The sequence below is a fragment of the Rhizobium sp. LEGMi-198b genome (genome assembly GCF_054114205.1).
On the sequence record NZ_JBSYVH010000004.1, the window covers coordinates 541,376 to 567,881 of the forward strand.

Consider the following 26,506-nt stretch of genomic DNA (forward strand, 5'->3'; position numbering starts at 1 on the left):
TTTCACCCCGATGAGATCAAGCAACCCGCCTCGCCCTTCGAGGCCCCTGTGGGCCACCTCAGGGTGAGCCTGATCTGTGGGCATTGCCGCCCATAATCAGAGTGCAGTGTCAGGTGTGCCCAAGGAAAGCCGGACTCCCCCCATCCTCATGGTGAGGTGGGAGGCCTGAGCTTGTCGAAGGGCGACCCTCGAACCACGAGGATGGCCCCTGACTGCGAACGATCAACCCTTGCGAATAACGAAGCGATGACCGCCGTCGGTCTTCTCGCTTGTGAGCAAGGTATGGCCTTGCTCGTTGCAGAGATGGGGAATGTCGATGACGGCAAGCGGGTCCGTCGTCTCCACCGTCAAAACCGCGCCGCTCGGCATGCCGCGCAGGCGTTTTCCCGTTTTGATCGCCGGATATGGGCATTTCAGCCCGCGCAGATCGTAAAGCTCGTTGGTCGGGCTATTCACTCTTGGCCCAGAACTTCCAGAAGGGCGGCTTCTTGGCCGGCTCGGTCTGTGCGGTTTCGACGGGCGGGGGTGCATAGGCGAGCGGATTGACCATGGGGTTTGCCATCGGGATCGGCACGTTCACCGGCACGGCCGTGGCGACCACGGGGCCGCCGGCCGGAGCCGCCGGCTGCGCGGCAAGGCCGTTACCGGCCACGCGGATGCTTGCGGTCGTCGGATTGGCGACGGTGGTGCCGCGGGCAACCTGCTGTGCCGACTGATTGGACATCATCGTCTCCAGATCGGCCACTTTCATCATCTTGCCGGCCGCAAGCGCGGTGCCGGTCGGGGCATAGGCGAGATCGTGGCCCTTGCGCTGCTTGGCGACGATAGCCTTGCGTTCGGCTTCGGTCGGGTCATACCAGGCCATGCCGTCATATTTCTTCAGAGCGGCGCTGTAGTCGGCGTCATACTGCTTGTCGTGGCTCAGCAGCGCGGTCTGCAGGGCCGGCGGGGTGGTCATGACGGGGCATTTGCCACCGGCGTTGAAGGGGCCGGTGGCCTGCTGGTTGAAGACGTATTTCTTCTCGCAGACTTCAACTTCCGGCGGGCGCTTCGTCACTTCGAAATTGTCGTAGCCGACCTTCAGCATCTTCCAGAATTCGATATTGGGGCTGAGGCGATGCTTGACCATGTTTTCCGCGGTCATGCGGAAGGGGAAGGCCTCGAGTTGGATCGCCTTCTGGCCGCCTTTGAACGCGTCGCGCGCGAAGGCATAGATTTCCAGCACCTGCTGGTCGGTCATCGAATAGCAGCCCGACGAGGAGCAGGCGCCATGGATCATCAGATTGGCGCCGCTGCGTCCATTGGCCGCGTCATAACGGTTCGGAAAACCGGTGTTGATGGCGAGATAATATTTGGAATTCGGATTGAGGTTGGCCGGCGTCAGCATGTAGAAGCCTTCCGGCGCTTGCCGGTCGCCTTCCTTCACCTTCGGGCCAAGACGGCCGGACCAGGCGCAGATCTTGTAATCGGCGATGACCTCGAAGCGATTGCTCTGGTTCGCCTTGAGGATCTCCATCACGCCTTCTTCCTTGAAGATGCGGATCATGATCGGCGAATTGCGGTCCATGCCCTTTTTCGTCATGTCGGCAAGGATGTGGCTCGGAAGCGGCTGCTCGACCTTGTTTTTCACCGTCGACAGGTCGACCGACGCCGATTCCAGCGTGTCGTTACAGCCGGCGAGAGCCAGCGCCATCAGGGAAACATAGGCGAGGTGACGGAAGCGCATTCTGACTTAGCCCATAGACACGAAGAGCGGCTGCACGATCTGTTTCGCCGCCCCCAATCGAAACATGAAACAGAATCATAGACGGCTTATACTTGACAATTCCTTACCAGCCTATGACGCGCCCGCGGCATGGCCGCAAGCTTTTCTTTGTCATAAGCGTTTCGATAACAAGAATGTGGCCAAGATTTGGCCTCATTCCCGTTTTGAGAGATCACGAGTCTCTAACTGAAGTTAGAGATTGCGACCCATATTGAGGAATTTCTGGCGGCGGTCGCTGCGCAATTGTTCGCCCGAACGGCTGGAAAGTTCGCCGAGCGCGTTGGAAATCATGTCGCCCGTTGCCGCAATCACGGTCTGCGGATCGCGATGCGCGCCGCCGAGCGGTTCGGGGATAATGCCATCGATGATGCCGAGCCCCTTCAGATCCTCGGCCGTGATTTTCATATTGGTGGCGGCTTCCTTGGCACGGGTGGAATCGCGCCAGAGGATCGAGGCGGCACCTTCGGGTGAAATCACGCTGTAGATCGAATGTTCGAGCATATAGACGCGGTTGCCGGTGGCAATCGCGATTGCGCCGCCCGACCCGCCTTCGCCGATGACGACCGAGATGATCGGCACCTTGACGCCCAAGCACATTTCCGTGGAGCGGGCAATTGCTTCCGCCTGGCCGCGCTCTTCGGCGCCGACGCCGGGATAGGCGCCGGCCGTGTCGACCAGGGTAACAACCGGCAATCCGAAGCGATCGGCCATTTCCAGGATGCGGATCGCCTTGCGGTAGCCCTCGGGACGGGCGCTGCCGAAATTGTGCTTCAGGCGCGTCTTGGTGTCATTGCCCTTTTCCTGGCCGATGATGGCGATCGGCTGACCGCGGAAACGGGCAAAGCCCGCTTGGATGGCGGCATCCTCGGAAAACTTGCGGTCGCCGGCGAGCGGCGTGAATTCCGTAAACAGCGCGCCGGCATAATCGACGAAATGCGGGCGCTGCGGATGACGGGCGACCTGCGTCTTCTGCCAGGCATTGAGCTTCGAATAGATATCGGCCATGGCTTCGCGGACGCGAATTTCGAGCCGGCCGACTTCGTCGGACGTATCGATGCTCTCGTCTTCGCTTGCCAGTTTCTTCAGCTCGTGAATCTTGCCTTCGAGATCCGAGATGGGTTTTTCGAAGTCGAGATAATTGTGCATGAGGTGCGTTTCCGATCCTTTTGCCCGTGACGAGAGACGGCACGTATAGCCTGTGTGCCGGTCCTATTCCCGTTTTTTGGCCTGTTTGGCAAGGGGGTGATGCGTTTGCACCAGTTGGTGAAGCCGTTCTTCCAGCACATGTGTGTAGATTTGTGTGGTCGAAATGTCGGAATGGCCAAGAAGTTCCTGCACCACACGGAGGTCCGCGCCATTGGCGAGCAAGTGGCTGGCGAAGGCATGGCGCATGACATGCGGCGAGATCAACGAGGGCGTCAGCCCGGCGCGAATGGCAAGATCCTTCAGATCCCGCGCAAAGACCTGGCGCGGCAGATAGCCCTGCTTGGAGGCCGCGGGGAAGAGCCATGGACTTTCCGGGGCGGGCTGCTTGGCCTTTGCCGCCTCCAGCGCCTGTCGGCGGCCATAGGTCTTCAGCGCAGCGATCGCCGATTGCGACAGCGGCACCAGCCGCTCCTTGTTGCCCTTGCCGCGGATCATCAGGAAGCGCCCTTCCTGGTCCAGGACTTTCGCCGGCAGGGAAACGAGTTCGCTGACGCGCATGCCGGTGGCATAGAGCAGCTCCAGCAGAACCAGCATGCGTAGATGCTGCAATTGATCCGGGCCTTCGACGGCCGCTTCCTGTTCGGCCTGGGCGAGAAGGCGCGTCACCTCGTCGACACCCATGGTCTTCGGCAGGGCGCGGCCTTTCTTCGGCGCGTCGAGAATGCCGGTGGGATCATCGGTGCGCAGACCCTCGGCATAGAGAAATTTATAGAACTGGCGCATGGCCGACAGGCGGCGGGCCTGCGACGAAGGCTTGAAGCCCTGGCGGGAAAGACCGGAGAGATAGGCGCCGAGATCGTTCGATGCCGCTTCCGTCAGGCGGACGTTGCGCTCGGACAAAAAGGAATGGAGATCGTCGAGGTCGCGCTCGTAGGACTGCAGCGTGTTGACCGCCGCGCCGCGTTCGGCGCTCATCATTTCGAGGAAGGCTTCCATATGGACGCGGCTCAGGTCCTTCACGGCAAACTCCGCGCTCACGGCTTCACCGAGCCGGTCGCTGGCGGGTTGACGCGCTCAGACGGTATGCGGATCGTCACATCGCGCGGCTGCGGATCGACGAAGAGCACTAAGGCCCACATTGCTCCATAGACCGATCCGGCGATCACCGCACAGATGACAAGGAAGCGAAACAGGGTCGGCATTCAGAAACTCTCCTCGTCCCAATCATTGGTCCGACGCTATACTGTAATCATATCCGACAAGCGTTAGCCGAAGGATATTGCAGACATGTTTATGTTGCGGCGTCTTGACGCTACAGGCGCATTTGACGATACCGTTTCCAAACAAATTGTGAATGGGCCGATGAGTGAACAAGTACTGACCCTTGCAGAAAGCCTTAGAGACAGAGCGCGTGCCGCATTGGGTACGCGCAATCTTGTCCTCGTCGGGTTGATGGGGGCCGGAAAATCCTCGGTCGGCCGGCTGGTCGCGCATCAGCTCGGCATTCCCTTCGTCGATACGGATATCGAGATCGAGCGCGTGTCGCGCATGACGATCGCCGAGCTGTTCGAGGCCTACGGCGAAGACGAATTCCGGGCGCTGGAGACGCGGGTGATCAAGCGGCTGCTCAAGGGCGGCCCTCGCGTCGTTTCCACCGGCGGCGGCGCCTTCATCAACGACCGCACGCGCCGGCACGTCAAACGCAGCGGCCTGTCGGTCTGGCTGAAGGCCGATCTCGACGTGCTCTGGGAGCGGGTCAACAAGCGCGATACGCGACCGCTGCTTAAAACCGAAAATCCGAAGCAGACCCTCGAAAAGCTGATGAATGCGCGCTATCCGATCTATGCGGAAGCCGATCTCACGGTTTTGTCCCGCGATGTGGGCAAGGAAGTCATGGTCAAGGAAGTCCTTGCTGCCATCGTCGAGGGGAAAGAAGAAAGCAAGACACCATGAATGCGATCCCATCGGCATCGGCCGAGCGTCTCGTCCGCGTGCCCCTCGGCGAGCGCGCCTATGACATTCTGATCGGCCCTGGCCTGATTGCGCGCGCCGGCAAGGAAATCGCAGCAAGGCTGAAGGGCCGCAGAGCGGCTGTTATTACGGACGAAAATGTCGCGCCGCTCTATCTCGATGCCCTGATTGCGAGCCTTCAAGAAGCCGGTATTCAGCCGTCGAAGCTGGTGCTGCCGGCCGGCGAGAAGACCAAGAGCTTCGAGCATCTGATGGCCGTCTGCGATGCCGTGCTGACCGCCCGTGTCGAGCGCAACGATGCCGTCATCGCGCTTGGTGGCGGCGTGATCGGCGATCTCGCCGGCTTTGCTGCCGGCATCGTGCGCCGCGGCGTTCGTTTCGTGCAGGTGCCGACATCGCTGCTGTCGCAGGTGGATTCTTCTGTCGGCGGCAAGACCGGCATCAACACCCATCACGGCAAGAACCTTGTCGGCGTCTTCCACCAGCCCGATCTCGTGCTCGCCGACACCGACGTGCTGAATACGCTCAGCGAACGCGAATTCCGCGCTGGCTATGCCGAGGTTGCCAAATACGGCCTGATCGACAAGCCGGATTTCTTCGCCTGGCTGGAGGCCAACTGGAAAGAGGTGTTCTCCGGCGGCGAGGCGCGAATAGAGGCGATTGCTGCGAGCTGCCAGGCAAAATCCGACGTCGTCGTTGCCGACGAGCGCGAAAACGGTCCGCGGGCGCTGCTCAATCTCGGCCACACCTTTGGCCATGCGTTGGAGGCGGCCACCGCCTATGACAGCCGGCGGCTGGTGCATGGCGAGGGTGTTTCGATCGGCATGGTGCTGGCGCACGAGTTTTCTTCGCGCCTCAATCTGGCGAGCCCCGACGACGCGAACCGAGTCGAGACGCACCTGAAGGCGGTCGGCCTGCCGACGCGGATGGGCGACATTCCGGGCGAGCTGCCGCCGGCCGAGGTACTGATGGACGCGATCGCCCAGGACAAGAAGGTCAAGAGCGGCAAGCTAACCTTCATCCTGACCCGCGGCATCGGGCAATCCTTCGTCGCCGATGACGTTCCTTCCTCCGAAGTTCTCAGTTTCCTAAGGGAAAAACATCCGCAATGACGGTCGAAAGCACCCTGGCTGTTCTGTGGGAATATTGGCCCGAGATCATCTCGATCATCGCGCTGGTGCTGCTTTCGGCCTTTTTCGCCGGCTCGGAGACGGCGCTGACGGCGGCTTCGCGTAGTCGCATCCACACGTTGGAAGCCAACGGCGACAGCCGCGCCGGCATCGTGCGGCTGCTGATCGAGCGTCGCGACCGGTTGATCGGCGCGCTGCTGATCGGCAACAATCTCGCCAACATTCTGTCGTCGTCGCTTGCGACCAGCTTGTTCCTCGGCCTGTTCGGCAACTCCGGCGTAGCGATCGCCACCGCCGCCATGACGGTCATCCTCGTCATTTTCGCCGAGGTTCTGCCGAAGAGCTGGGCCATAGCGACGCCGGACCGCTTCGCGCTGAATGTCGCCGGTGCGATACGTCTCTTCGTCATCGTCGTCGGGCCGGTGTCGAGCGTCGTCAACGCCATCGTGCGTCAGATCCTAAGCATCTTTGGCGTCAATCTCTCCAGGGAAGTGTCAATGCTGTCGGCGTATGACGAGCTGCGCGGCGCCGTCGATCTGCTGCATCGCGAGGGTTCGGTGGTCAAGGCGGACCGCGACCGGCTGGGCGGTGTGCTCGATCTCGGCGAGCTGGAGCTCTCCGACATCATGGTCCATCGCACGGCAATGCGCGCCATCAATGCCGACGATCCGCCGGAAGTCGTGGTGCGGGCCATTCTCGACAGCCCCTACACGCGCATGCCGCTCTGGCGCGGTACGATCGACAATATCATCGGCGTCGTGCACGCCAAGGATCTGTTGAGGGCGCTGGCGGAGCGGAATGTCGAGCCGGAAAACCTCGATATCGTCAAGATCGCCCAGAAGCCCTGGTTCGTGCCCGACAGCACCAATCTTGAAGATCAGCTCAATGCCTTCTTGCGCCGCAAGCAGCATTTCGCCGTCGTCGTCGACGAATATGGCGAAGTGCAGGGCATCGTCACCCTGGAGGATATTCTGGAGGAGATCGTCGGTGATATTGCCGACGAGCATGATCTCGATATTCAGGGCGTGCGGCAGGAGGCCGATGGTTCGATCGTCGTCGATGGCGTCGTGCCGATTCGCGATCTGAACCGCGCCCTCGATTGGGATCTGCCGGACGAGGAGGCAACGACGATCGCCGGCCTCGTGATCCACGAATCAATGACCATTCCGGAAGAGCGCCAGGCGTTCACCTTCTACGGCAAGCGCTTCATCGTCATGAAGCGGGAGAAGAACCGCATCACCAAGATCAGGATCAGGCCAGCGGAAACGGAAGAGGGGAAGCCGGAGTAGCTGGTTACCACCGCACCGCTTCGCCCGGTGCTGCCGGCTCCACGGCCAGGGCATGGAGGCCGGCATCGAGTTCCGGCTTCAAAAGCTCGGTTATTGCCCTATGGCGGGCAAGGCGTGTCATGCCGGCGAACTTGGCGGAGACGATGCGAACCCTTATATGAGTTTCGCCCGTTCCGGTCATATCGGGCTGATGGCCGGCATGCATATAGCTTTCGTTGATGACAGCGAGACGCTCGGGCGCGAAGGCGTCGTTGAGCTTTTTCTCAATGCGGGATTGAAGCGTCGTTTCCATATTCCCGCCGTCACCTCGTTCGCGAAAAAGGTTTCACAAAGCCTGCAACATTCCCATTTGTCAATTCTTGTTGTGGGGTGGCTGAGGCCCCATAATTAGGGCGCCATGAGACTCGATTCAAAATATTTCGATCGCATTCGAACCCGCCGCAAGCGCGAGCCGGAGGCCGAACAGGCTCCGCCGACGTGCCAATGGGACGGCTGCGACAAAAAGGGTACGCATCGTGCGCCGGTCGGGCGCAATGCGGAAGGGCAGTTCTTTTTGTTCTGCTTCGAGCACGTCAAAGATTACAACAAGGGCTACAATTATTTCTCCGGCCTCTCGGACGGTGAGATCGCGCGTTACCAGAAGGAAGCCATCACCGGTCACCGTCCGACCTGGACCGTCGGCGTCAATAAGTCGGCCCGCAACAGCCCGCTGCAATCCGACATCCGCTCCGGCTCCTATTCCCGCGTTCGCGATCCCTTCGGTTTCGTCAAGGATGGGCAGGGGCAGGGCCGCGGCCCGCGTTTCCCGCAGGAGCGCAAGTTGAAGACGCTCGAGGCGAAAGCCTTCGACACGATGGGGCTGGGTGCCAATGCCACCAGCGCCGAGATCAAGAGCCGTTACAAGGAACTGGTGAAAAAGCACCATCCGGACGCCAACGGCGGCGATCGCGGTTCGGAGGAACGGTTTCGCGCGGTCATTCAGGCTTATCAATTGTTGAAGCAGAACGGTTTTTGTTAATTCCTGTCCTTGCTCTCCGTCTTCAATCAGGTATGGTCCAAATCGGCTGAGGCCGCAGGCGACTGCGGCAAGGTGCGCTTTTGGCTGGCTGCACCTCGGTCAACTTTCCGGGCGCGGCGTTTCTTGTCCGGGACTCAGTTCCAGAATGCTCGTAAGCGATCATTTCATCGCGCCGAGGTTTCGCTTCAGTCCCGGAGAAGTATCGCCGATGTCCCGACCGGACGGATGCGGACAATAAGCTGCGGCGTCACGGATGAAAAAAGCTGAGATTGATATGGCTGGGTGACAGTCGCCCGCCTTGGAGACATGATGAGCAAGATTGACCTTGATATTTCCGAGCTTCCCGACACGACCGTTTCGGTCCGTGAAGTCTTTGGAATCGATTCCGATATCCGCGTTCCGGCATACAGCAAGGGCGATGCCTACGTGCCCGACCTCGATACCGACTATCTGTTCGATCGCGAGACGACGCTCGCCATCCTCGCCGGCTTTGCCCATAACCGCCGCGTGATGATCTCCGGCTATCACGGCACCGGCAAGTCCTCGCATATCGAGCAGGTCGCAGCCCGCCTCAACTGGCCCTGCGTGCGTATCAACCTCGACAGCCATGTCAGCCGTATCGACCTCGTCGGCAAGGATGCCATCGTCGTCAAGGACGGCCTGCAGGTCACCGAATTCAAGGACGGCATTCTGCCCTGGGCCTATCAGCACAATGTCGCGCTCGTCTTCGACGAATACGATGCCGGCCGCCCGGATGTCATGTTCGTCATCCAGCGCGTGCTGGAATCGTCCGGCCGCCTGACGCTGCTCGACCAGAGCCGTGTTATCCGTCCTCACCCGGCCTTCCGCTTGTTTGCGACCGCCAACACCATCGGTCTCGGCGATACGACGGGCCTCTATCACGGCACGCAGCAGATCAACCAGGCGCAGATGGACCGCTGGTCGATCGTGACGACGCTGAACTACCTGCCGCACAACAACGAAGTCGATATCGTGCTGGCGAAGGTAAAGTCTTTCCGCACGGAGAAAGGCCGCGATACCGTGTCCAAGATGGTGCGCGTCGCCGATCTGACCCGCGCGGCCTTCATGAACGGCGATCTTTCCACCGTCATGAGCCCGCGTACGGTCATCACCTGGGCGGAAAATGCGGAAATCTTCGGCGATGTCGCCTTTGCCTTCCGTGTGACCTTCCTCAACAAGTGCGATGAGCTGGAGCGGCCGCTGGTCGCCGAGCAATATCAGCGCGCTTTCGGCGTCGAGCTGAAGGAAAGCGCCGCCAACATCGTGCTCGAAGCCTAAGAGAAGAGCCAGCAAGTCATGGCAGGTCGCGGAGACAATTCCAAAGCGAAGCCGGGCGCTCCGGTGGACATGGAGCCGTTGCGTCGGGCGATTACCGGCTGCGTGCGCTCGATCGCCGGCGATGCCGAGGTCGAAGTGGCCTTCGCCAACGAACGCCCGGGGATGACGGGCGAGCGCATTCGCCTGCCGGAGCTTTCGAAGCGGCCGACGGCGCATGAGCTGGCGGTGACGCGCGGCCTTGGCGATTCCATGGCGCTGAGGCTTGCCTGCCACGACGCCCGCGTCCACGCCACCATGGCGCCGCAGGGCGCCGAGGCGCGCTCCATCTTCGACGCTGTCGAACAGGCGCGCGTGGAATCGATCGGCGCGCTGCGCATGAGTGGCATGGCCGCGAACCTCAATTCGATGAATTCGGAGAAATACGCCAAGGCGAATTTCTCCGGTATCGAGCGGCAGGAAGACGCGCCGATCGGCGAGGCCATGGCGATGATCGTGCGCGAGAAGCTGACGGGTCAGCGGCCGCCGGAAAGCGCCGGCAAGGTGCTCGACCTCTGGCGTCCTTTCATCGAGGACAAGACCGGCGGCGAACTCGACAATCTGCTTTCTGCCATCAACGACCAGCAGAGCTTCGCCCGCGTCGTCCGCAATATGCTCACGGCCATGGACATGGCCGAGGAATACGGCGACGAGGACATGGAGCCGGATTCCGATGAGGAGTCTGCCGAGGAGGACAAGCCGAGCGGCGAAGATCAGGATGATCAGGACGTCGAGAGCGACGACGGTTCCGACTCCGCGCCCGCCGAGGACAGCGAAGCTTCCGATGAGCAGATGGACGACGGCGAGATGGATGGCGCCGAAATCTCCGACGACGACATGAGCGAAGAGGGCGAAGAGGATTCGGAGACTCCGGGAGAGACCCGCCGTCCGAATACGCCCTTCGCCGACTTCAACGAAAAGGTCGACTACCACGTCTTCACCGAGGAGTTCGACGAGACGACCACGGCGCAGGAACTCTGCGACACGGTGGAGCTCGAGCGCCTGCGTGCCTTCCTCGACAAGCAGCTCGCGCATCTTCAGGGCGCCGTAGGGCGGCTGGCGAACCGCCTGCAGCGCCGGTTGATGGCGCAGCAGAACCGCGCCTGGGATTTCGACCTGGAAGAGGGCTATCTCGATCCGGCGCGCCTGACGCGCCTGATCATCGATCCGATGCAGGCGCTCTCCTTCAAAATGGAGCGCGACACGCAATTCCGCGATACGGTCGTGACTCTGCTGATCGACAATTCCGGTTCCATGCGCGGCCGGCCGATCACGGTCGCCGCTACCTGCGCTGATATTCTGGCGCGCACGCTGGAACGCTGTGGCGTCAAGGTCGAAATCCTCGGCTTTACCACCAAGGCCTGGAAGGGCGGACAGGCACGCGAGAAATGGCTCGCCGGCGGCAAGCCGCAGACGCCGGGCCGGCTCAACGATCTCCGCCACATCATCTACAAATCGGCCGACGAGCCCTACCGACGGGCGAGAACCAATCTCGGCCTGATGATGCGCGAAGGCCTGCTCAAGGAAAATATCGACGGCGAGGCGCTGATCTGGGCCCATAACCGCCTGCTCGGCCGCCGCGAGCAGCGCCGCATCCTGATGATGATCTCGGACGGCGCGCCGGTCGATGATTCGACGCTGTCGGTTAATCCGGGCAACTATCTGGAGCGGCACCTGCGCGCCGTGATCGAGCAGATCGAGACGCGGTCGCCCGTGGAGCTGCTGGCAATCGGCATTGGCCATGATGTCACGCGCTATTATCGCCGCGCCGTGACGATCGTCGATGCCGACGAGTTGGCTGGCGCCATGACCGAACAGCTCGCGTCGCTGTTTGAGGATCAGGCCAGCCTGCCGCGTATGCGTCGCGCAAGCTGAACAGCCTATAGTCCAACCTGCATCGGCCTTCCGGCCGGTGCTTCCGCCGATTTTCCGCCTAGAGCTGTTCATCGCTTCACGGAATCGCTGAACTGCTCCATCTCTTTGTTTTCACGCAATTCCGGACGGAAAACCGCTACGCACTTTTCCTGGAATTGCTCTAGTTGCAAGGCCCCGTGAGAGCCCATGAAACGCCTTTGCCGCGCGACCATGCTTGTGATGCTGCTCGCCGGCTGCGGCTCTATGGATACGTCGGAAGGTGGGCCGGCGGAAATACACGCGACGGCGATAACGGCATTCAAGCCCGGTTCCGAACAGACACGGTTCGGTGCGCTCGAATTTCTCGGCGGTCTTGAACTCAGCTCCGGCAACGCACTTCTCGGCGCCCTCTCCGCCATCCGCTTCCGTCCTGATCAGCGTCATTTCGTTTCGGTCCTGGATACCGGTCATTGGCTGACGGGGGCCATCGAGCGCGATGAGGACGGCAGGCTGAGGCGCATTGTCGATGCCCACATCATGCCGATGATCGATCGCTTCGGCGAGACGGATGCCGGCAAAGGCGCGATGGATGCGGAAGGGCTGGCGCTGCGGGGAAACCATGTGCTCGTCAGCTATGAGCAGAATCATCGCGTCGACACCTATCCCGATCCTGGTTTCGAGACTTCTCCGCCCGACGGCAGCGTTCCGATCCTGATTCCGAAGAAACTATTGCGCGGCAACCGCAGCCTGGAAGCCCTGATGATTGCACCGCAATCGAGCCCGCTTGCGGGAGCAGCGGTGATCGTCGCGGAGCGTAGCCTGGACGATCAGGGGAACATGCTGGCGGCGATTCTGGACGGACCGTTGAAGGGCCGCTTTACCGTGCGCCATTATGACGATTTCGATGCCAGCGACGGTGTTTTCCTACCCGACGGCGATCTACTGCTGCTGGAGCGGCGCTTCGATCTGGCGCACGGTATCGGCGTACGTATCCGCCGCATCGCGGGCGGCGACATCAAGCCGGGCGCGGTCGTCGACGGCAACGTCATCTTCCAGGCAGGGTCCAATCTTCAGATCGACAATATGGAAGGGCTGGACGCCTTCCGGGCTGCCGATGGTACGATCCACTTGATCATGGTCTCCGACGACAACCATTCGATCCTGCAGCGAAGCCTAATGCTGGAATTCCGGCTGCGTGACGAGAAGCTGGTCAGCCAGAAATGAGAAAGCCTGCGACTTGCGGGCTTTCATGAAATCGCATGGGTAGCTGTTTACGCGGCGCGGACCGGCTGCGTCGGCTTCAGCACGTTCATCAACGCGCCATAAGGCAGCAGCATGACGAGGCCGACGGTCATCTTCACCGAGAAATCGCCGATCGCCCAGGAAATCCAGCGCGGCGCCGAGGTCGAGAAAGTGCCGAGAATTGGCGCCCAGTCGATTGCGAAGGGATCGTTGGGGCCGAAGAAGACGAAGAAGGGCGCGAAGGCGAAAGAGAAGAACATCACCGTGTCAAGCATCGAGCCGATCAGCGAACCGAACAGCGGCGCGCGCCACCAGGCCATACGGCGCAGGCGGTTGAAGACCGAGATATCGAGAAGCTGGCCAGCGAGATAGGCCGAGCCGGAGGCGATCGCGATACGCGGCTGCGCGGTGAAGAAGGATAGCGTAACGCCGACGACGAAGCCGGCGAAGACCACCTTGCGCGCGGCCCTCGGCCCGAACTGGCGGTTGGTCAGGTCGGTGATCAGGAAGGCGACGGGATAGGTGAAAGCGCCCCAAGTCAGGATGTCGGCAAGATTGATACCGGCGAGCTCAGCCTGAAGCGGATACTGCACGAGGATGTTGGAGGCGACGACGACGAGCGTCATTAGCAGAACGTAGACAAGCGTATAGCGTGACGTCAGCATTTTTTTATCCTGGGTGATGCCACCAGTTCGAGGAACAAACCGGACATGGAAAAAGGCTTGTCCGGAGGTTATCCGTGCAAGCCTTTCAGCCCGTATTATTTTTAGAAGCGCGGAAGCTTAGGCTGCTACGGCAGCAGCTTCAGCGGTCTTCTTGACGATCTGGCGACGCAGCAGGCGGGCGCGCATGCTGAGCTCGTTTTCGCTTGCCTTAATGAGGAAAGCGTCAAGACCGCCGCGATGCTCGACCGAGCGGAGCGCTGCAGCGGAAACGCGCAGACGGTAGCGCTGGCCAAGAACGTCAGAAATCAGCGTGACCTGGCAGAGGTTCGGCAGGAACCGACGCTTGGTCTTGTTGTTGGCGTGGCTGACATTGTTGCCCACGAGGACGGCCTTGCCGGTCAATTCGCACATGCGGGACATAGTACACCTACTTTTGTTTTTCTTGGCCATCGGATAGTCATCCCGGGCAAAACCCGGCGCGCAATCCAACAGGCCATAATTGGAAAGTTGCGGTTCTATAGTCAGAGCGACCGGCTACGTCAAGCCAAACCTTGAGCTTTCCCGCAATTCCGTCAAAAAGCTGCTGTTTTCTGATTGTCGCAGCAAGGGCATAAAGCGCCTATATATGCTGCCTGCTCGTTGTTGAAGGCTTTGGTCATGGTTCATTTTCGAAGGTGGCTTTTTGTTTCGGCCCTGCTGGCGTCGATGCCCTTGGCGGCATCGGCCGAGGAACTGCGGCATGAAACACAGTATCGCGTGTCGCTCGCCGGTTTTCCGATCGCGAGGGCGGATTTCAAGACCGAGGTCAAGGATAAGCAGTTTACCATCCGGGGCGATATTACGTCGGCGGGCCTTGCCGATCTCGTCACGTCGATCGATGCGAAAACCGATGTGACCGGCACGGTCGGCGATAACAAGCTGCAGGCGACGCATTACACGCTCTATTATAAGAGCGGAAAGAAGGAACGCACCTATGATGTCGCCTATACCGACGGCAATGTGACGTCGAATACGATCACGCCGGAGCCGAAGCGGCCGCAAAGCTGGATTCCGCTCAGCAACGGAGATCTGCACTCGGTACTCGATCCGATTTCCGGCATGATCTTTCCGGCGACCGCCAATCTCAACCTCTGCAATCAGACCTTGCCTGTCTTCGACGGCGAGATGCGCATGGATCTGAAACTGTCGCCGAAGGGATCGCACCCGTTTTCGACGGATGGTTTCAAGGGCAAGACGATTGCCTGTGGTGTACGCTTCACGCCGAAGAGCGGCTATAAGGGAACGCGCAAGGATTATCTCTATCTCGCCAAGAGCGACGGCATGGAGATCTGGTTTGCCAAGGCTGATGCCATGAATGTATATGCGCCTGTCTACGTCCGTATCCCGACGCAATACGGGACGGTGACGATTACTGCCGTGAAATACGGTAGCTAGACGGGCTTTCGATTCGGAAAGAGCCCGCGGCGACAGACTGGGGGCCGACTTGAAGTTTCGCGCAACATTGACGGGATTTGCGGCCATCGTGATGTGGTCGTTTCTGGCGTTGCTGACGGTGGCATCGGGTAAGATGCCGCCGTTTCAATTGCTCGCCATCTGTTTCGCCATCGGCAGCATCCCCGGCATCGTTGTTCTCGCCTTGAGGCCGGAGCGCCTGCAGTTGCTGCGCCAGCCGGCCAAGGTCTGGATCACCGGCATCGCCGGGCTGTTCGGCTATCATTTCCTCTATTTCACCGCGCTGCGCCATGCGCCGGCGGTCGAGGCGGGGCTGATCGCCTATCTCTGGCCGTTGCTGATCGTGGTCGGCTCGGCGCTCCTGCCGGGCGAGCGGCTGCGCTGGTACCATATCGTCGGCGCGCTGATGGGTCTTGCTGGCACGGTGCTGATCGTCGGCCGCAACGGGTTTCACTTCGAGGGTGCCCATGCCATCGGCTACGGTGCGGCATTTCTCTGCGCCTTCACCTGGTCCGGCTATTCGTTGATCACCCGCCGGTTCGAGGCGGTATCGACCGATGTCGTCACTATCTTCTGTCTGGTGACATCAGCCCTTTCCCTCGTCTGCCATCTTGGCCTGGAGGATACGATCTGGCCGGAAGCGGCGTCGCAATGGATTGCGGTATTCGGGCTCGGGCTTTTTCCGGTAGGCGCTGCCTTCTATGCCTGGGATTACGGCGTCAAAAACGGCGATATCCAGATTCTCGGCGCGGCGAGCTATGCTGCACCGCTGCTCTCGACGCTGATCCTCACTTTGTTCGGCTTTGCCGAACCTAGCTGGAGCATCGCGCTTGCCTGCATTCTGGTCACCGGCGGGGCGGTGCTGGCAGCGCACAGGATGATCCTGCGCCGGGACAATACCGGCCCGGCACAGGCGGAAGCGGCGCAATAGCTCCGCCCCGGTCGTTGCCGCCTATTCCTTGAAGACTTTTTGCAGGAATGCGATCAGCGACGGCCGCCAGACATCCATCTCATGCCCGAGGTCCGGGTATTCTTGATAGTCGTGTTTGATTTTCTTCTCTTCGAGCATTGCCTTCAGGCCGGCGACGTCCTTGCCGACGACCTGGTCCTTGCTTCCAACCGTCACCGTGAAGTTGCGTAGCTTGTTGATCTTGTCAGGCTCGCTCAGGGCTGCGTCAACGGCCTTGTTCGACACGGTGGTCGTGCTGACCCCGCTGAAGGTCGCGACCCAGCCGAAGGTGCCGAGATGCGAGAGGCCGGAAACGAGCGCCTGGTATCCGCCCTGCGACAGGCCCGCGACCGCACGTCCGTCAGCATCGCTGCGCACCTGGTAATGGCTTTTCATATAGGGGATGAGATCCTCGATGAGTTCTCGATCCGCTGCTTCGGCATTTGCCGGATAGAAGTTTTTCCGGCGTTCGGCGGCGGGGAAATTCTCCGCAACCGCATCCGGCACGTCGGTTTCCGTGTCCGGAATGACGACGATCATCGGCTCGATCTTCTTTTCCGCCAGCAGATTGTCGAGGATCTGGGGTGCCCGTCCCTGCGCAATCCAGGATGCGGCAGTGTCGCCGAAGCCGTGATAGAGATAGAGGACGGGAAGCGGCTTCGTCGGATTGCTGTAGCCGGGCGGTGTGTAGACATACATCTGGCGCTCCGAATCGAGCGCTTTGGAATGCAGTGTCACCAATCGCAGGTCGCCGTGCGGAACATTGCGAATATCGAGGATGCTGCCGGGCACGAGGATGAGGCTGGTATTCACCTGCCGCTGCGGCTTGGGCGAATTTGTGCCGGGATCGATGCTGCGAAAGCCGTCGACGTTGAAATAGTACTCATAGAGATTGGGCTTCATCGGCTCGGTCTTGGCAGCCCATATGCCGTCATCGCCGCGTTGCAGCGCGATCGGATCGTGCGAGCCGAGAACGACGGTGACGGCTTTTGCCGAAGGAGCGTAGAGGCGGAAGGTGATCGATCCGTCTTTGCCGACAGAGGTGACGAATTCCTTCAGCGGACGTTCCGCCGGCGGTGCGGCGGGAGCGTCAAGGGCAGCGGCGGGAAGGCTCATGACACAGCCCGCCAAAACAAACACGGGGAACAACAAGCGCACGAAAAAATCTCCTCCACATCAACCAATTTCTCTCTCCCCGTGTAAAGCTGCGGCAGTGCGAAGGTTTTTCAAGGCGGCTGTCCGCAAAGCAGCCACCTTGGGTCGTACGTGATATCAAAGAACGGGAAAAGTTCAGTCTGATGAAGGCTTCCAGCCGGGAGCGGCCATTTCGAAGCTGGAAAATTCGAAGCCCGGCGCGACCGTGCAGCCGACGAGGGTGAAATCGCCGAGAGTTTCGGCCGCCTGCCACCAATCGGCGGGGATGATCGCCTGCGGACGCTCGCCTTTTGCGAGGTCTATACCGAGGACGATCGTCTCGCCCATCTTGCCGTCGGCGGAGCGATACAGCGCAAGCGGCGCGCCAGCATAGTAATGCCAGACCTCCGCGGCGTCGCGCACCCGATGCCAATGCGAGCGTTCGCCCGCCTGCAGCAGGTAGTAGATCGCGGTCGAATGGCCGCGGTTACCGCCATGCTCGTCGCGGAACGTCTGTACATACCAGCCGCCTTCCGGATGCGGCTGCATGGAAAGTGCCGCGATGATCTCTTCCGGCCGCATCAGAAATTGTCCTTGCGCTTGCGGATTTCGGCAAAGACTTCTTCGTTGCTGCGGCTTTCCATCAGCAGATTCCTGCGGATCGACGGATCGGCGGCGCGCAGGAAGGGATTGGTTTCCTTCTCCAGCGCGAGCGTTGTCGGAATGGTGAATTTGCCTTCGGCCCTCAGGGCCTCGATATCGGCGGCGCGCGCCTTCAGCCTTTCATTGTCGGGATCGATGGTTACGGCAAAACGGGCGTTGGACAGCGTATATTCATGGCCGAAATAGATTGCCGTTTCATCCGGCAATACGGCGAGTTTCTGAAGGGATGCCCACATATCTGCCGCCGGCCGCTCGAACAGCCGGCCGCAGCCGAGCGCAAAGAGAGTATCGGCGGCAAAAAGCAGCTTGTCATCCTCGAAGTGGTAGCAGATATGGCCGGCCGTATGGCCCGGTGTCTCGATGACGTTGACGGTATGATCACCGAACTCGAAGGTGTCACCGTCGCTGACGGCGCGGTCGAGGCCGGGAATGGCGACTGCTTCATTGATCGGGCCGATGATTTCGCAGCCGAATTGCTCCTTCAGCGCCAGATTGCCCTCGACGTGATCGGTGTGGTGATGGGTGGTGAGGATGTGGGTAATCGTCCAGCCCCGACGCTTGGCGGCTGCCAGGATAGGCTCTGCTTCAGGCGCGTCGATCGACGCCGTGTAGCCGCTTTCTGGATCATGGACGAGCACGCCGAAATTGTCTGAGCGGCAGATAAATACCTCTAATTCCAAGGGTTTCATGGTCGAAATAGTCCTTATCGATGCGCTTGAATCGGAATGTAGGCGGTTCGGCCTTGAAGTCCAACGGGTGGCTGATAACATTTGTGGCGATGCACGCCGATATCGTCGATCTCCGCCAATTCTATCATTCCGAGCTTGGGCGCTTGGCCGAGCAGTCTATCGCCATGGCGCTTTCCTCGATCTGGTCGCGGCTGCCGGAAGAACGGCTTGTCGGCCTCGGCTATGCCGTCCCCTATCTCGATCGTTTCCGCGCCGACACCGAACGCACTTTCGCCTTCATGCCGGCAGGGCAAGGCGCCGTGAACTGGCCGGTGGATTCGGTTTCGGCGACAGCATTGATCTTCGACGAGGAATTGCCGCTGCCGGACAGTTCCATCGACCGGGTTCTGATGGTGCATTCGCTGGAATTCGCCGAAAGCCCGCGCGAGACGCTGAAGGAGCTTTGGCGAGTGCTGGCGCCTGGCGGCCGGCTCGTCATCGTCGTGCCGAACCGCACGGGCGTATGGGCGCGCATGGAGCATACACCCTTCGGCTCCGGCCGGCCCTATTCGCGAGGGCAGCTTACTTCGCTGCTGCGAGAGACCAACTTTACGCCGGGTGCGACCGCCGAGGCGCTGTTCTTTCCGCCCTCGAAGCTGCGCACCGTCCTGCGGCTCAGACGCGCCTTCGAACGGATCGGGCGTACGCTCTGGCCGGCTTTTTCCGGCGTCATCATCGTCGAGGCGCAGAAGCGGCTTTACCAGGGCCTGCCGGTCGCCGTCCGCGCCTCGCGCCGCGTCTTCGTGCCGGTGCTGGCGCCGCGCGGCATACCGACGACGCGCGACGGTGCATGAGCAGGCTTGCCAACTGGCAAACACTCGACAAATTCGTCAATCCGCATTAATGCCACGAGATGTCTAAAGCCGGAATTTTCCGGCCCTTCCCAAGGTCGATCCCATGAGCATGGAAATGAGCAAGCCCGTCCCGCGCCCCGGCATTCTCGATATCGCCGCCTATGTGCCGGGCAAGGAGCATGCGCCGGGCGTGGCGCGGGTGTTCAAGCTCTCCTCGAACGAGACGCCGTTCGGTGCAAGCCCCAAGGCCATCGAAGCCTTCCGCGCAGCCGGCGAGCATTTGGAACGCTACCCGGACGGGCAGGCCACGGAGTTGCGTCAGGCGATTGCCGATATTCACGGCCTGAACACTGCCAATATCCTCTGCGGCAACGGCTCCGATGAGCTGCTCGGCCTGCTCTGCCATGTCTATCTCGGCGCCGGCGATGAAGGCATCATCACCGAGCACGGCTTCCTGATCTACAAGATCCAAATCCTGGCCGCAGGCGGAACGCCGGTGACGGTCAAGGAGAAGGACCGTACCGTCGATGTCGACGCGATTCTTGCCGCTGTAACCGACAAGACCAAGATCGTCTTCATCGCAAATCCGGCCAACCCGACGGGCACTTATGTGCCGGTCAGCGAAATCCGCCGCCTGCAGGCGGGTTTGCCGAAGCATGTCATCCTCGTGCTCGACGCCGCCTATGCCGAATATGTCCGCCGCAACGATTATGAAGCCGGCCTCGAGCTTGTCTCCTCTAATCCCAATGTCGTCATGACCCGTACCTTCTCGAAGATCTACGGGCTTGCGGCGCTGCGCGTCGGCTGGCTGTATGGGCCGGCCGATGTGGTGGCTGCGCTGAACCGTGTGCGTGGCCCGTTCAATATGAACGCGGCCGCCATTGCCGCCGGTGCGGCCGCCATCCGCGACCAGGCCTTCACCCAGAAGGCGGTGGCGCACAATACGCTTTGGATCGAGAAAGTGACGAAGGCCTTCGAATCGATCGGCCTCGAGGTGACGCCGTCGGTCGCCAACTTCGTGCTCGTTCACTTCCCCGATATCGAGGGCAAACGTGCTGCCGATGCCGACGAGTTCCTGACCAGCCGCGGCTATATCCTGCGTGCGGTGCGTGCCTACGGCTTCCCGAATTCGCTGCGCATGAGCATCGGCACGGAAGAGGCCAATCTGGGCGTCATCGATGCCCTGACCGAATTCATGGGGCGCAAGGCATGAGCAGCGTGCAGTTCGACCGTATCGCGCTGATCGGCATCGGCCTGATCGGCTCGTCGATCGCCTATGATATCAAGCGGCTCGGCCTCGCCAAGGAAGTAGTAATCTCGACGCGGAGCGCCGAGACGCTGAAGCGTGCCGAAGAACTCGAACTCGGGGACCGCTATACGCAATCGTCGGCCGAAGCCGTTGGGGATGCCGATCTCGTCATCGTTTCCGTGCCGGTCGGCGCATCGGGAAGCGTTGCGGCGGAAATCTCCGCGCATCTGAAGCCCGGCGCCATCGTCACCGACGTCGGCTCGACCAAGGCGTCCGTCATCGCGCAGATGCAGCCGCATATGCCGGGCAATGTGCATTTCATTCCCGGCCATCCCATTGCGGGCACGGAGAAGTCCGGGCCTGATGCCGGTTTTGCCGGGCTGTTCGAGGGTCGCTGGTGCATCTTCACGCCGATCCCCGGCACCGACGAGGCCGCCGTCAAAAGGCTTCGCCATTTCTGGGAAGCGCTCGGCTCGCGCGTCGATGAGATGGATGCCGCCCATCACGACAAGGTGCTGGCGATCGTTTCGCATCTGCCGCATCTCATCGCCTATAACATCGTCGGCACGGCCGATGATCTGGAGACGGTGACGGAATCGGAAGTGATCAAATATTCCGCCTCCGGCTTCCGCGATTTCACCCGTCTCGCCGCGTCCGACCCGACGATGTGGCGCGACGTCTGCCTGCACAATCGCGATGCCATTCTGGAAATGCTGGCGCGTTTCTCGGAAGATCTTGCCTATCTGCAGCGGGCAATCCGCTGGGGAGAGGGCGACAAGATTTTCGATCTCTTCACCCGCACACGCGCCATCCGCCGCTCGATCGTCGAGGCCGGCCAGGACGTCGACGCCCCGGATTTCGGGCGTCACGCGCTGGATGTGAAGAAGTAGGTATCGACATAACCTTCGCCCCGCTGAGGCGAAGGTGTTGATTCTCAGATCGGCGGGATCTTGCCGAGCGGAATGAAGCCGCTGAGCGAGAGGCGGCCGCGATCGGCGGTGAGATCGACGGAGACCTTGTCGCCGCCGGCCGCGAGCGACTTCAGAAGCTTGGTGGCGGTGTCGATCATGTTTTTGGCGGCTGGGATCGTTGCTTTCAGGCTGTCGCCCCATGGTCCGATCTGATTGATCTCCAGTTTGAACTGACCGGACAGAAAGCCCTGATCGTCGAAATTGAAGGGGCCGGAAAGGGTCATGACGCGGCCGTCGCCGATATCGATCACCACCTTGCGAAGAACGCCTGCAGCACCATAAAGGCCGTGTCCGTCGCTGCCGTCGAGCAAGCCTGCCTTGCCGGTCAAGGTGATATCGGCGCTTGTCGATGCCGTCGGCAGCGTCTGCGGAAAATCCTTGATGACGGCATTGGCATTTTCGATGCCGATCGCCAGTTCCAGGTCGTCGCCGTTCTGGCGCGCGTGCATTTCGGTGTGCGCGGCGGTCACGTCGGCGCTCTGGCCGGTGAACGAGGAGACGATGCCAGCCTTTAGCCCATCGATGACGGTCTCGCTCTGCGCCACGCCACGGCCCTTGGCGATGAGATTCGATTGCAGATCCGTCCATTCGGCCGACACCGTCAAACCCTGCGCGGTGCGGATCTCGGCCGGCGATCTCAGGCTCCAGCCGACATGGTTCGGCTGATAGACCGGCGCCGAGGCATGGAGGTTGTCGAAGGAGGCGGAAACGCCCTTCACATGATCGTCGACGGTCACCTTGGCGCAGGAGAGGCCGATGGAGAAGGGAAAGCCGCTGAAGGCCATGTCGCTGCATTCGCCCGAAATGCCTGCGTCTTTCTGCTCGCCGAGCGCCTTCAGCACGGTCGTCTTCACCATCGTGGTCGCATAAAACCAACCGCCGGTATAAAGCCCGGCAAGGATCACGATCAGCCCCAGCCCGATGAGCCACATGCGTTTGCCTCTGCCGGATGCTACGCTCTGGCTTGACGCTGCCATGTTGTTCTCCAATGGTTGAACCTATGTGTTCACAATGATTTGGCGTTGGATATGGACGAATTTTGGGTATTTGGCTACGGATCACTCATGTGGAATCCGGGGTTTAGCTATGTTGAAAAAGCAGAGGCCTTGATTTTCGGCTACCGCCGCTCCCTTTGCGTCCATTCCTGGGTCCATCGCGGCACGGAGGCAAGTCCGGGCCTGGTGCTCGGCCTCGATCACGGCGGCTCCTGCCGCGGCATGGCATTCAGCATAGCAGCCGCCGAGCGGGACGAAGTGCTGAGCTATCTACGCGAGCGGGAGTTGGTCACCAACGTCTATCTGGAAAGGACGCTGCCCATTCGTCTCGCGGATGGCCGAAGGGTAGCTGCCGTCGCCTATATTGTCGACCGTAATCATCAGCAATATGCCGGCACGCTCGACGCCATAGAGGCGGCCCATATTGTCGATTCCGCCGTCGGACAGTCCGGACCGAACGATGCCTATGTCTTCAATACGCTGACGCATCTGCGCGAGATGGGCATTCGCGACCAATGGCTGGAGCAGGTGGCGGGCGAGATCGAGCGGATGCGGGAGGCGTCTTAAACCGCGGTCGCCATCTTCGCTTTTGCGATCTCGGCCAGGCGCCGCGCGGCCGTCGGCGGGACCGGCAGATGCGGATTGTTGGCGATGGTTTCGACCAGCAATTCGTCGCTTGCCTTTTCCGTCTCCTCAAGCAATCGCGCGAAGAAGGCGTCCGGATCCAGGCCCGGCGGGATCGGCGGCAGGATGCGCACCTTGAAATGGCCGGGATACTTGCGGAAGGTGCGGCGCGGCCAGAACAGGCCGGGATGCATGGCCACGGCGACGACGGGAATGTCGAGATCACGATACATGCGGGCGATGCCGTATTTATAGACCGGCTCGGCCCCCGGCGGACGGCGAGTGCCCTCGGGATAGATGATCAACTGGCGGCCGGTAGAAAGCTCTTCCCGCGTGCGCTTCAGCACATCGAACATCACCTTGCCGCGGGCGCTGCGGTCGACCGGAATCATGCGCTGTTTCTTCGCATACCAGCCGAACAGCGGAATCCACATCAGCTCGCGCTTCAGAATATAGACCGGATCATCGAGATAGGGCAGCAGTGCGAAGGTATCCCAGAAGGATTGATGCTTCGGGGCGAAGATGTAGCTGCCGGCGGGAATATTCTCCAAGCCCTCGATCTCGAAGGTGGTGCCGATGATCTTCTCCATCAGCCAGACGCTGGATTTCGCCCAGGCCTTGGGGATCGCGTAGCCGGCCTTGCGCGGCATCAGGAAATAGATCGGTGAAAGCACGATCATGCGAATGATCAGGTTGGCATAGAAGGTCGTATTGAACAGGATCGAACGCAAGGTGATCATCAAAGGCTTTCCCAACACGCCGGCTTTCGCCAGCATCTGAAGCTTTGCCTACACGATTACGCTGTCAATAAAAAGTCGGTCCATGTGTCGCCAGATATCTTAGTCCGGATCATCGTCGGTCTCCCGCGAGCGCAGGCCGAGCGGGCGTCCGAGACCCGTGAGATTGCGGGCGCCGGCGAGAAGAACCTTGGCATATTCTGAGAGCATGGTGCGCAGCGCGTTCGGATCGGTGAACCAGTTCTTGGTCTTGAGATCGGAATTGACCACCGGATAGGGAATGAAATCCGTGGCCGGATCAACATATTTCAGCTCGGCGAGGCTGCGCGGCATGTGATAGTTATTCGTCACTACCAATATGCTCTTGTAGCCTCTGGCGTGGATCCATTTCGCGGCCTCGCGGGCATTGCCGATGGTGTCGAGGGCGTCATAACCGACATCGACACAGCAATTGAAGAGACTGACGGGGCTTTGGGTCAGCCTGCGGATTTGCGACGGCGTGGTGGTCGGATGGACGCCGGAAATCAACAGCCGGTTGCCGGCGCCGGTGCGTAGCAGTTCCACGGCCTGGCCTATGCGCTGATAGCCGCCGGTCAGCACGACGATGGCGTCCGCCTTCGGTTCCGGTGGCGGCTTCAGCGTGGTGATCGAATCGGCGAAATGCAGGAAGCCGCCGAAGACAACGGCGACAAGGATGATGAAGCCGAAGCCGCCCCAGCGCAAAAACCTTCGGAAGAGGCTGCGCCGCACAGGCCGGTCGCTGCGGGATTGCTCTCGCAACGTCTGCGAACTCACGGTCTTGCGAGTCGTCAGGTCCATGCTCATGATTCGCTATTATGCGCCAATTGCGGCAAGGAACAGACCATTAGATCGAAAAAAATCATCGCCCTAGCGTCAATTCTGCACAGTTTCGGTTCTTCCGGGGTCGGAGCGGATCAAATCGATCTCGTAAATGGTGCGCATGACGGTGAAGCGCGCCGTGACCGTGGTGAGCAGGGCAATGATGATCATTGTGGCGAGGATGCCGAGATAGCCGAGCGCGCCGACCGAGAATGTGCCGAACAGGGCGGTTGCCTGGTCGGTCTGCGGCGTCGCGATCGTGCGGCTCTGCAGAAAGCCGGCGCTGGCGAAAAACAGGGCGGCGAGCGCGCTGCCAGCAGCCGAACCCTTCAGGCTGATCTTCAGGAAATGCTTCTGGAATTCGGTGGCAACAAAGGTGCTCTCGGCGCCGACGAAGTGGAGCACCTCGACGATGTGGCGATTGCTCGAGAGCGCGCCGCGCGTGGCAAACACCACGGTCAGCACCATGGCGGTGAAAACCAGGAGCAGGACGCCGGTGCCGATGAGAACGGTGGTGTGCGCCATCGAGACGAGCCGATCGACCCAGGTGCGGTGATCATCCAGCGTCGCCTGCGGAATCTGATCCTTGAGGAGGTTGCGCATCGCCTCGAAATCGGGGGGATGCGTTTCGTCGATCGTGATGATCACCAGGCGCGGGACGGGCAGCTCCTTGAGGTCGAGGCCGGCGCCGAGCCAGGGTTCGAGCAAGCGAGCGGTCGCCGCCTCGTCGACGATCTGGCCGGACTTGGTGCCGACGAAACCAAGCGCGATGTCGCGGGCGCTGGCCAGCGCCTTGCCCATATCGAGATTGTCGTCCGGCTTGATCTGGATGGTGATCTCGCGGGAAATCTGGCTCTCCCAGCTTGCCGCCGTCGAGCGCACCATGCTGACGGCGCCGAGCGTCAGGCAGGCAAGGAAAGCCATGATGGCGATAACGACGATCAGCGCATTGCCCTGGATATTGGAGGACGGCACGATCGGTCCGGTCGGGCGCACGCGCATTTCCGGCCGCCTCTTCTCCGGCGGAGATGCGGCGGGTCTTTCCTGGTTGTTGGCAGCCCCGGCATTCGAGGCTTTCCTGCGGGGAGCGGGCTCAGTCATAGATATCGAGATGCCCTCCCGATAAAATCATGCGCCGGGCTTCGATCTGATCCATGAGGGTGAGGTCGTGCGTGGCAATGACGACCGCCGTGCCGAGGCGATTGAGTTCGAGGAACAGGTTCAGCAGCCGCCGTGCCATGGGTGGATCGACATTGCCGGTCGGTTCGTCGGCGAGCAGGATCTCGGGGCGGTCGATCAGGGCGCGGGCAATGGCGGCGCGCTGCTTCTCGCCGCCCGACAGCACCGGCGGCAACACATTGATGCGTTCGCCGAGGCCGACCCATTTCAACAGTTCCAGCACGTCGGTGCGATAGGAACTTTCCTCCTTGCCGCGCACGCGCAGCGGCAGGGCGACGTTTTCGTATGTCGTGAGGTGTTCCAGCAGCCGGAAATCCTGAAAGACGATGCCGACGCGGCGGCGCAGCAACGGCAGCTCGTTGCGCGGGATCGAGGAGATCTCGCGGTCGAACATGCGGATCAGTCCGCGGGTCGGCTGCAGCGACATGAAGAGAAGCCGAAGCAACGTCGTCTTGCCGGCGCCGGAAGGTCCCGTCAGGAACTGGAACGATTTTCGCGGAATGTCGAAGGTCAGGTCACGGAGGATTTCCGGACCCATACCATAGCGCAAACCGACGTTCTCAAAATGAATCAACGGGCAGTCCACTCTTCCGCAGTGTTCAATCAGGCGACTTGTTAACCAAGGGCGTTAACAGCCGGTAAATTTTGCTGGAAAGGCGCCCGATTCATGGCGATCTTTGCGAAGCATTAACTATTAAAATTTACGACTGGGCAGGATTCGTTTCAATGCCCAGAATTCAGGTGGGCGTTGAAACCATGTGGATCACCGGAAAGGG

General features: G+C 60.8%; 29 protein-coding genes. 13 read left to right on the forward strand and 16 right to left on the reverse strand.

Annotated features, from left to right (window positions below):
* Positions 1-222: 222 nt before the first annotated feature.
* The 5 genes from ACXHXG_RS19085 to ACXHXG_RS19105 all read right to left on the reverse strand — a co-directional run bounded on the left by ACXHXG_RS19085 (position 223) and on the right by ACXHXG_RS19105 (position 4,113).
* Positions 223-456 (reverse strand): sulfurtransferase TusA family protein, encoded by a 234-nt coding sequence (locus ACXHXG_RS19085; protein ID WP_457900264.1) that lies wholly within the window; start codon positions 454-456, stop codon positions 223-225.
* The gene (locus tag ACXHXG_RS19090; RefSeq protein WP_457900265.1) at positions 449-1,726 is read right to left on the reverse strand and encodes a L,D-transpeptidase family protein; all 1,278 of its coding nucleotides are present in this window, start codon (positions 1,724-1,726) and stop codon (positions 449-451) included. Before ACXHXG_RS19090 ends, ACXHXG_RS19085 begins: the two co-directional genes overlap by 8 nt.
* 231 nt (positions 1,727-1,957) lie before the next feature.
* Positions 1,958-2,911 carry an acetyl-CoA carboxylase carboxyltransferase subunit alpha gene (locus tag ACXHXG_RS19095; RefSeq protein ID WP_285168402.1) on the reverse strand — a complete coding sequence of 318 codons (954 nt, stop codon included), beginning with the start codon at positions 2,909-2,911 and terminating at the stop codon, positions 1,958-1,960.
* A gap of 63 nt (positions 2,912-2,974) precedes the next feature.
* The gene (xerD, locus tag ACXHXG_RS19100) at positions 2,975-3,931 is read right to left on the reverse strand and encodes a site-specific tyrosine recombinase XerD (RefSeq protein ID WP_285168403.1); all 957 of its coding nucleotides are present in this window, start codon (positions 3,929-3,931) and stop codon (positions 2,975-2,977) included.
* Between the two features lie 14 nt (positions 3,932-3,945).
* Positions 3,946-4,113 carry a hypothetical protein gene (locus tag ACXHXG_RS19105; RefSeq protein WP_028754795.1) on the reverse strand — a complete coding sequence of 56 codons (168 nt, stop codon included), beginning with the start codon at positions 4,111-4,113 and terminating at the stop codon, positions 3,946-3,948.
* A gap of 160 nt (positions 4,114-4,273) precedes the next feature.
* On the opposite strand from ACXHXG_RS19105, the gene ACXHXG_RS19110 reads away from it, so the two are divergent.
* Genes ACXHXG_RS19110 through ACXHXG_RS19120 form a run of 3 tightly spaced genes read left to right on the forward strand, consistent with a single transcriptional unit; the run spans position 4,274 to position 7,301 of the window.
* Positions 4,274-4,864 (forward strand): shikimate kinase, encoded by a 591-nt coding sequence (locus ACXHXG_RS19110; protein WP_283047712.1) that lies wholly within the window; start codon positions 4,274-4,276, stop codon positions 4,862-4,864.
* Positions 4,861-5,994 (forward strand): 3-dehydroquinate synthase, encoded by a 1,134-nt coding sequence (aroB, locus tag ACXHXG_RS19115; RefSeq protein ID WP_104824545.1) that lies wholly within the window; start codon positions 4,861-4,863, stop codon positions 5,992-5,994. The genes ACXHXG_RS19110 and aroB overlap by 4 nt, the downstream gene beginning before the upstream one ends.
* On the forward strand, positions 5,991-7,301 hold the full coding sequence (locus ACXHXG_RS19120) for an HlyC/CorC family transporter (RefSeq protein ID WP_104824544.1): 1,311 nt from the start codon (positions 5,991-5,993) through the stop codon (positions 7,299-7,301). Before aroB ends, ACXHXG_RS19120 begins: the two co-directional genes overlap by 4 nt.
* Positions 7,302-7,305: 4 nt before the next feature.
* On the opposite strand, the gene ACXHXG_RS19125 is transcribed toward ACXHXG_RS19120, so the two are convergent.
* Entirely contained in the window at positions 7,306-7,593 is a 288-nt protein-coding gene (locus ACXHXG_RS19125) for a BolA family protein (protein WP_457900266.1), read from the reverse strand.
* Between the two features lie 105 nt (positions 7,594-7,698).
* On the opposite strand from ACXHXG_RS19125, the gene ACXHXG_RS19130 reads away from it, so the two are divergent.
* The 4 genes from ACXHXG_RS19130 to ACXHXG_RS19145 all read left to right on the forward strand — a co-directional run bounded on the left by ACXHXG_RS19130 (position 7,699) and on the right by ACXHXG_RS19145 (position 12,732).
* The gene (locus ACXHXG_RS19130) at positions 7,699-8,319 is read left to right on the forward strand and encodes a J domain-containing protein (RefSeq protein ID WP_104824542.1); all 621 of its coding nucleotides are present in this window, start codon (positions 7,699-7,701) and stop codon (positions 8,317-8,319) included.
* Between the two features lie 309 nt (positions 8,320-8,628).
* Positions 8,629-9,618: a cobaltochelatase subunit CobS gene (cobS, locus tag ACXHXG_RS19135; protein ID WP_104824541.1), complete on the forward strand. Its 990-nt coding sequence runs from the start codon at positions 8,629-8,631 to the stop codon at positions 9,616-9,618.
* Between the two features lie 18 nt (positions 9,619-9,636).
* The gene (cobT, locus tag ACXHXG_RS19140) at positions 9,637-11,529 is read left to right on the forward strand and encodes a cobaltochelatase subunit CobT (RefSeq protein WP_104824540.1); all 1,893 of its coding nucleotides are present in this window, start codon (positions 9,637-9,639) and stop codon (positions 11,527-11,529) included.
* A 186-nt stretch (positions 11,530-11,715) separates the two neighbouring features.
* Positions 11,716-12,732, forward strand: coding sequence for an esterase-like activity of phytase family protein (locus ACXHXG_RS19145; protein ID WP_457900267.1), 1,017 nt, complete (start codon positions 11,716-11,718; stop codon positions 12,730-12,732).
* Positions 12,733-12,779: 47 nt separating this feature from the next.
* On the opposite strand, the gene ACXHXG_RS19150 is transcribed toward ACXHXG_RS19145, so the two are convergent.
* Both ACXHXG_RS19150 and rpmB read right to left on the reverse strand, forming a co-directional pair.
* Positions 12,780-13,415 carry a queuosine precursor transporter gene (locus ACXHXG_RS19150; protein ID WP_457900268.1) on the reverse strand — a complete coding sequence of 212 codons (636 nt, stop codon included), beginning with the start codon at positions 13,413-13,415 and terminating at the stop codon, positions 12,780-12,782.
* Between the two features lie 117 nt (positions 13,416-13,532).
* Positions 13,533-13,835, reverse strand: coding sequence for a 50S ribosomal protein L28 (gene rpmB / locus ACXHXG_RS19155; RefSeq protein WP_104824537.1), 303 nt, complete (start codon positions 13,833-13,835; stop codon positions 13,533-13,535).
* Positions 13,836-14,072: 237 nt separating this feature from the next.
* Here rpmB and ACXHXG_RS19160 point away from each other — a divergent pair, with 237 nt between their 5' ends.
* Together ACXHXG_RS19160 and yddG are read left to right on the forward strand one after the other, a co-directional pair.
* On the forward strand, positions 14,073-14,849 hold the full coding sequence (locus ACXHXG_RS19160; protein ID WP_457900269.1) for a DUF3108 domain-containing protein: 777 nt from the start codon (positions 14,073-14,075) through the stop codon (positions 14,847-14,849).
* A 49-nt stretch (positions 14,850-14,898) separates the two neighbouring features.
* Positions 14,899-15,798, forward strand: a complete 900-nt coding sequence (gene yddG / locus ACXHXG_RS19165; protein WP_260303177.1) for an aromatic amino acid exporter YddG — start codon at positions 14,899-14,901, stop codon at positions 15,796-15,798.
* A 21-nt stretch (positions 15,799-15,819) separates the two neighbouring features.
* Here the strand turns inward: yddG and ACXHXG_RS19170 are convergent, their stop codons facing one another.
* From ACXHXG_RS19170 to gloB, 3 genes are all read right to left on the reverse strand, one after another.
* Positions 15,820-16,932: an esterase gene (locus ACXHXG_RS19170; RefSeq protein ID WP_457900270.1), complete on the reverse strand. Its 1,113-nt coding sequence runs from the start codon at positions 16,930-16,932 to the stop codon at positions 15,820-15,822.
* A 174-nt stretch (positions 16,933-17,106) separates the two neighbouring features.
* Positions 17,107-17,532, reverse strand: coding sequence for a cupin domain-containing protein (locus ACXHXG_RS19175; protein WP_457900271.1), 426 nt, complete (start codon positions 17,530-17,532; stop codon positions 17,107-17,109).
* Positions 17,532-18,302 carry a hydroxyacylglutathione hydrolase gene (gloB, locus tag ACXHXG_RS19180; protein ID WP_457900272.1) on the reverse strand — a complete coding sequence of 257 codons (771 nt, stop codon included), beginning with the start codon at positions 18,300-18,302 and terminating at the stop codon, positions 17,532-17,534. The genes ACXHXG_RS19175 and gloB overlap by 1 nt, the downstream gene beginning before the upstream one ends.
* A 53-nt stretch (positions 18,303-18,355) precedes the next feature.
* Between gloB and ACXHXG_RS19185 the strand changes: the two genes are divergently transcribed.
* The 3 genes from ACXHXG_RS19185 to ACXHXG_RS19195 all read left to right on the forward strand — a co-directional run bounded on the left by ACXHXG_RS19185 (position 18,356) and on the right by ACXHXG_RS19195 (position 21,274).
* On the forward strand, positions 18,356-19,135 hold the full coding sequence (locus tag ACXHXG_RS19185; RefSeq protein ID WP_104825233.1) for a class I SAM-dependent methyltransferase: 780 nt from the start codon (positions 18,356-18,358) through the stop codon (positions 19,133-19,135).
* A gap of 103 nt (positions 19,136-19,238) precedes the next feature.
* A complete protein-coding gene (gene hisC, locus ACXHXG_RS19190; protein WP_457900273.1) occupies positions 19,239-20,348 on the forward strand; it encodes a histidinol-phosphate transaminase in 1,110 nt (369 codons plus the stop codon).
* Positions 20,345-21,274 carry a prephenate/arogenate dehydrogenase family protein gene (locus tag ACXHXG_RS19195; protein ID WP_283047690.1) on the forward strand — a complete coding sequence of 310 codons (930 nt, stop codon included), beginning with the start codon at positions 20,345-20,347 and terminating at the stop codon, positions 21,272-21,274. The genes hisC and ACXHXG_RS19195 overlap by 4 nt, the downstream gene beginning before the upstream one ends.
* Before the next feature lie 44 nt (positions 21,275-21,318).
* On the opposite strand, the gene ACXHXG_RS19200 is transcribed toward ACXHXG_RS19195, so the two are convergent.
* A complete protein-coding gene (locus ACXHXG_RS19200; protein ID WP_104824529.1) occupies positions 21,319-22,332 on the reverse strand; it encodes a DUF2125 domain-containing protein in 1,014 nt (337 codons plus the stop codon).
* 51 nt (positions 22,333-22,383) lie between these two features.
* On the opposite strand from ACXHXG_RS19200, the gene ACXHXG_RS19205 reads away from it, so the two are divergent.
* On the forward strand, positions 22,384-22,917 hold the full coding sequence (locus ACXHXG_RS19205; RefSeq protein WP_104824528.1) for a gamma-glutamylcyclotransferase: 534 nt from the start codon (positions 22,384-22,386) through the stop codon (positions 22,915-22,917).
* Here the strand turns inward: ACXHXG_RS19205 and ACXHXG_RS19210 are convergent.
* The 4 genes from ACXHXG_RS19210 to ftsE all read right to left on the reverse strand — a co-directional run bounded on the left by ACXHXG_RS19210 (position 22,914) and on the right by ftsE (position 26,304).
* Positions 22,914-23,714 carry a lysophospholipid acyltransferase family protein gene (locus ACXHXG_RS19210; protein ID WP_457900274.1) on the reverse strand — a complete coding sequence of 267 codons (801 nt, stop codon included), beginning with the start codon at positions 23,712-23,714 and terminating at the stop codon, positions 22,914-22,916. The two genes, ACXHXG_RS19205 and ACXHXG_RS19210, sit on opposite strands and share 4 nt — an antisense overlap.
* Positions 23,715-23,813: 99 nt before the next feature.
* Positions 23,814-24,536 carry a YdcF family protein gene (locus ACXHXG_RS19215; RefSeq protein WP_104824527.1) on the reverse strand — a complete coding sequence of 241 codons (723 nt, stop codon included), beginning with the start codon at positions 24,534-24,536 and terminating at the stop codon, positions 23,814-23,816.
* A gap of 69 nt (positions 24,537-24,605) precedes the next feature.
* On the reverse strand, positions 24,606-25,652 hold the full coding sequence (locus ACXHXG_RS19220) for a cell division protein FtsX (protein WP_457900275.1): 1,047 nt from the start codon (positions 25,650-25,652) through the stop codon (positions 24,606-24,608).
* Entirely contained in the window at positions 25,645-26,304 is a 660-nt protein-coding gene (ftsE, locus tag ACXHXG_RS19225) for a cell division ATP-binding protein FtsE (protein WP_199773495.1), read from the reverse strand. Before ftsE ends, ACXHXG_RS19220 begins: the two co-directional genes overlap by 8 nt.
* Between the last annotated feature and the right edge of the window lie 202 nt (positions 26,305-26,506).